4 protein-coding genes are annotated in these 4,627 nt (G+C 34.7%); all 4 read right to left on the bottom strand.

Annotation, left to right across the window (positions count from 1 at the left end; all coding sequences use genetic code 11):
• The coding region (gene cas7e / locus RQ907_RS07770) for a type I-E CRISPR-associated protein Cas7/Cse4/CasC (RefSeq protein WP_311492804.1) at positions 1–720 on the bottom strand (720 nt) is incomplete at its 3' end.
• Entirely contained in the window at positions 710–1,315 is a 606-nt protein-coding gene (gene casB / locus RQ907_RS07765; protein ID WP_311492803.1) for a type I-E CRISPR-associated protein Cse2/CasB, read from the bottom strand. The genes casB and cas7e, both read right to left, overlap by 11 nt.
• Positions 1,316–1,326: 11 nt before the next feature.
• Entirely contained in the window at positions 1,327–3,015 is a 1,689-nt protein-coding gene (locus tag RQ907_RS07760) for a type I-E CRISPR-associated protein Cse1/CasA (RefSeq protein WP_311492802.1), read from the bottom strand.
• Positions 3,008–4,627: CRISPR-associated helicase Cas3' (cas3, locus tag RQ907_RS07755; protein WP_311492801.1), on the bottom strand; the 1,620-nt coding region annotated here is incomplete at its 5' end. The genes cas3 and RQ907_RS07760, both read right to left, overlap by 8 nt.

Below are 4,627 nucleotides of genomic sequence, written 5' to 3'. Positions count from 1 at the left end.
TATAGTCTCTTCTTTGGCTGTTAGGTGTCTATAAAAATCGTGAAGGGCAATATTTGCATAACGGTAGAGGGTTGATGAATTGTATTCAACTGTACCAAGCATACCAGCTCCCGCATTATCTTCTGGAGCTAGGTCATCAACAGCTGTAAAGAAGTCAAACTCACTTTGGATGGCATGGGTTGAGATAGCATGAGCAACCTGGCTTGATGCGTCTTCATTTAAAATGGTGTTATCTGCCACCATTCTACCAAACAATGCTATATCAATTGAAATATCATCGTTCAAGATAGCTTCAAGTTGTTTTTTATCAGTAACTTTATCAATACTTGCTTGAGCAAGTTTTTCTGCTTGCTTATCACTCATAAAAAATAATGCCTTTGCTTTATGATCTTTGGTAGAGATTTTTCCATCATTTATTGTTTTTTCTGCCATAACTATAGCGTCATCTAGACTTATAGACTCATCTTTTTCTATAATTTTATTAGCCACATACTTTACAATTTCAAGCGACCTTATACCTACATTTTCCACATCACCAATTTCATTAAAATATTTTCTGATAGCCCTCTTCCAAGATTGAGAGCTAACTCTAGCCCTGGTAACACCGCCGTATTGAGCAGTCTTTGGACTTCCTGTATCGTCCCTATTAATATTTGCTGGTGGTACTGTTTGGATGGCGTGGATATCTAGAAATAATCTGTTATTAATTTTATTTTGCATTTTTATCGTCCCTTTCTTTTTTATTTGATTTGTAATAAGATCTTGACCATTTTATTTTGAGCCCTTCTCTTTGATTTTTCAAAAACCAATAGAGGTCGTTAGCCAAACTGGCATAGTCAACCTTGGCATCAGATTTGGCCTTCAAAAGTTTTATCATCTGCCTTAGGTGGTGGCTTAATTCTTCAAAATTGCTTGAGGTAATCATACCATTAAACCTTCTATCGAGTGCTTTGGTATCGTCTTCCTTATCTCTCACAGTTTTTAAGGCATCTCCTAAGTTTTGCCTTCTCTCCCCTTCTTCATAATCAAGCTTTAAAACTGACTCGACTTTCGCTTGTTGGTGGAGGGCGTACATCTGAACAGCTGTTAGGATTGCCTTTTCATAATCATTCAGATTTTTATTGAAGCCTAAAAATTCTTCTGGTATATTTTGAAATACAAAGGCCAAGGCATCCATATTAAAAGACGAGTCTTTATTAATCGAATTTCTAATATTAGCAAAGATGGCCTTAGTTCTCGGTGTATCCCTAGCATTGTCAAGGGTTCTTAAAATCTTTGCCGTTTCCTTATAAACATTTAATTTAGGTTCTTCCATTCCTACCTCCTTTATAATTCTTTGTTTATTCTTGCTATAAAAAAGTTAAAGGCAGTTGCAATATTTTTTACAGATTCATTTTCAACGATACCTGTAAAATCTCTTGGCCCAGCTTCAGCCACAATTTTCTCTGCCTGGCTAATGGTTATTTTCTTTAATTCCTTGTACCATGCATCTGTTTTTTCATCCATACTATCCTCGTAATCAATACTTAATAGCCAATCCCTAAAAGGCTTATCAAGCTCATAGTAAAGATTTTCGGTATATTTAGAAACATAGTCATTAGAATCAATATTTCTAATTTTTTTAGTATCATTTACAAAAGCCCTGAAAACTTTATCTACAACATCTTTTGTCTTATCAATAACTTGATTAATTCTACCAACCCATCCTTCTTTATCTAGATCATTTAATATATCACCCTCAATATATAAGCTATCAACAATTTCATTAACAGGAACCCAAGATGTAGCGTTGCCATCATCTTCCATACTTATAGAGTTTATTTTTACAAGGTCATTTCCAATGTATTTATCAAGAGAATTCAACCAATCAATTATACCTGGTTTTCTTTTTGCTGTATTTTCATTTCCTTCATTAGCATCTTCAGTCTCTGTAATTAAACCAAATGTTCTCCACAAGGACTTGTTTAATTGGTGTTTTCTTGGAGTAAATTTGCCCTTATTAGGTCCATTATTGTTATATCTCCAAACGGTCATTGGCTCCAGAAAGTTATTTTCATGTAAAACTTCCGGAAGCTTTACAATTCCCATTTTAAAAGGCTTTTCAGGATCAAAATCACTTATATATATAGCTCTAGAATAAGAAGTATAAAGTTCGGCTATGTTGTCAATTTTATTTTCACCCATATATTTTTTAATAATATCGCTAGGCTTGTATTCCCAAACTGGTTTTTGAATATTTGTATTATAATCAGTGTTAGAAGTATTGACTAAAACTAAATTTAAGATAAGTGCTTTATATAAGTTATCAGACGATAGAAAAACTCCACCAAGGTCAAACAGCCATCCTTTTGATGCCTTATACTTTTCTTTGCCAAAAATCACCTTATCAGATAATCCAGTATATGATTGAAAAGCTATTATCCACCTAGCTGCTTCATCATAATCTAATATCTCTTTATTATTTTTCAAACTAGATTTTGGCGAAAAAAGTGCTATTTTGTTTCCGCTTTCAGAAATTAATCTATTTATATTTTTGCCTAGTATTTCACTTGGATTTTCCTTACTTATCCTTGATGATTCGATTTCATCTTTAGTTACCTGATAAAACGGATATTCATCATCAAAAAGATAAAATCTATCGTGCCAAGATTCTAAATAATCTATTACAATTTTAGGAAATATCCCTGCCTTCCAAAGATTAGCCCAGGTTTCCATAAGGGCATCTTCGTAGTCCTCCTCATATTCTTCGTCAACATTTTCAACTTGTTGCATCCTGTCATTTAAAGCCACCATTTCATAAGGATTTCCATCTGCATCATACCTTGAAAAAACTGTGTGAAGGATGGCAAGTAGAAATCTCATTACCGCAAAATTTTGAGTTGGCATTTCCCCAGCTAGGTCCAGGTAATTATGACAATTTTGAAAAAATTCCCTCAAGCCAACTAGCTTCGTTGTCCCCTTGTAGTCAGTAATTACCGGTATCCAGGCTTCATCAATTAGGTTAAATTCACTCATCTTTCTCCTCCTCTTTTACAATTAAACCGTACTTTTCATCATAAAGTAAAAGCTTATCTCCTAGCCTAAATTCATTGTTTGAATCAAATATTATTGCTAGACTATTTTTAAGCCAAGCTTGGTCATTCCAGGCTAATAAATTTTCTAGATAATATTTTTCCAAATCTTCTATCACCTTGTCAATTATATACCCATTATCTTTATCATAATAAACAGCATTTGGTAATTTTATGGTCCTTTTTGCTATTTCCATAGCAGTTTTATTGTCTGATGGATCTAAGAGGCCCGGTTGATCAAAAAATTCATAACCACCTTGGCAGGCCTTAAGGGCAATTACTTCTATAGTATCTGAGCTATCTCTAACTTGGGCATTGGCCTTAACATCAGATGATTCTGCCATTTTATTAGAATTTTTAAGCCAATTAGATAAATTTTTCCCTTCAGCGACTTTTTTTAGAGGTTTATCAAGTCTGTAAACATTCGCCTTAACTTCTTTATCTTTTATTTGTTCATCACGTTTATCCCTATATTTTTCGTATAACTTCTGTAAGTCTTCTTCCAAATCCAAATCCTCATCTCCATAAACAAGTTGGACAAGGTGGGAAATGTCATTTGGCAAGTTTATTTTTTCTGGCAAATAATATTCAGTCCTAAATAAAATATAAGGTGAATATACAAAAGAACTTCCCTTATCAAAATCGTAGCCACCACAATTTAAGACGTAAACTAGAGGATTTTTAAGATTAATTGGCCTTTTAGTTTCCCCATGCCTGTGAAGCCTACCCATTCTTTGAAGAATCAGGTCCATTGGGGCGAGGTCTGTTATTAAGATATCGAAATCTATATCCAAGGATTGCTCTATTACCTGGGTACCTATGACGATTTTAAAATCAGGCCTTTTGCCATTTTTTCCAATTGTATCTATTAGATTTTTTTCTTTTTTATACCTGTCAGTAGCTATAAAAGACGAATGCAAAAGCTCAACCCTGTCTTCACCAAAAGATTCGATACACTGTCTGGCAAAATCCTGGGCCTTCCTAACTGTATTTACCATCACGCCAACACTCCCACCTATTGGTGTATTTTCTTTAATTAAGTCCACTAGGTCTTCGCTCTCATCATTAGAATTTTTTATTATTTGATAATCTATACCGTCGTTAGTCTCAAAATCAGCAAATTGTTTTATAGTCACCCCGTCATTGTAAGTTAAAAGTGGGTAGGATTCATTATTTTCAAAGCCTTCTGGTTTTGGTAGTTTCCCATAACCAAGACCAGCGCCAATCATATATTCTTCTAGAAGTGCGTTTCTTTTTGAAATAGGAAGGGTCGCTGAAAGGATTACAACAGGAACCTTGTAGGCTCCCAGCCACCTTAAGGCCCTGTACAAAAATACAGACATATATGCATCGTAGGCGTGGACTTCATCTATGACTACAACCTTATTAGACAAGCCCAAGTGCCTTAGCATAAGGTGCTTTTGTTTGAGGGCAGCAAGAAGGATTTGATCAACAGTTCCAACCGTAAAATCATCAAGGATTGACACCTTCCTACCCGCAAACCATTCATTAACGCCGACTTCATCTCCTCCATGGATATTCCTACTCTTTGGAAG

It is taken from the genome of uncultured Anaerococcus sp. (genome assembly GCF_963510575.1).
In the GTDB taxonomy this organism is placed as follows: Bacteria; Bacillota; Clostridia; order Tissierellales; family Peptoniphilaceae; genus Anaerococcus.
Note: the sequence above shows the minus strand (reverse complement) of the source record. Positions and strands in the feature narration are given on the sequence as shown.

Excerpts from the sequence above, each read along its gene's own strand:
- casB (WP_311492803.1), bottom strand. The coding sequence starts at position 1,315 with ATGGAAGAACCTAAATTAAATGTTTATAAGGAAACGGCAAAGATTTTA.
- RQ907_RS07760 (WP_311492802.1), bottom strand. The coding sequence starts at position 3,015 with ATGAGTGAATTTAACCTAATTGATGAAGCCTGGATACCGGTAATTACT.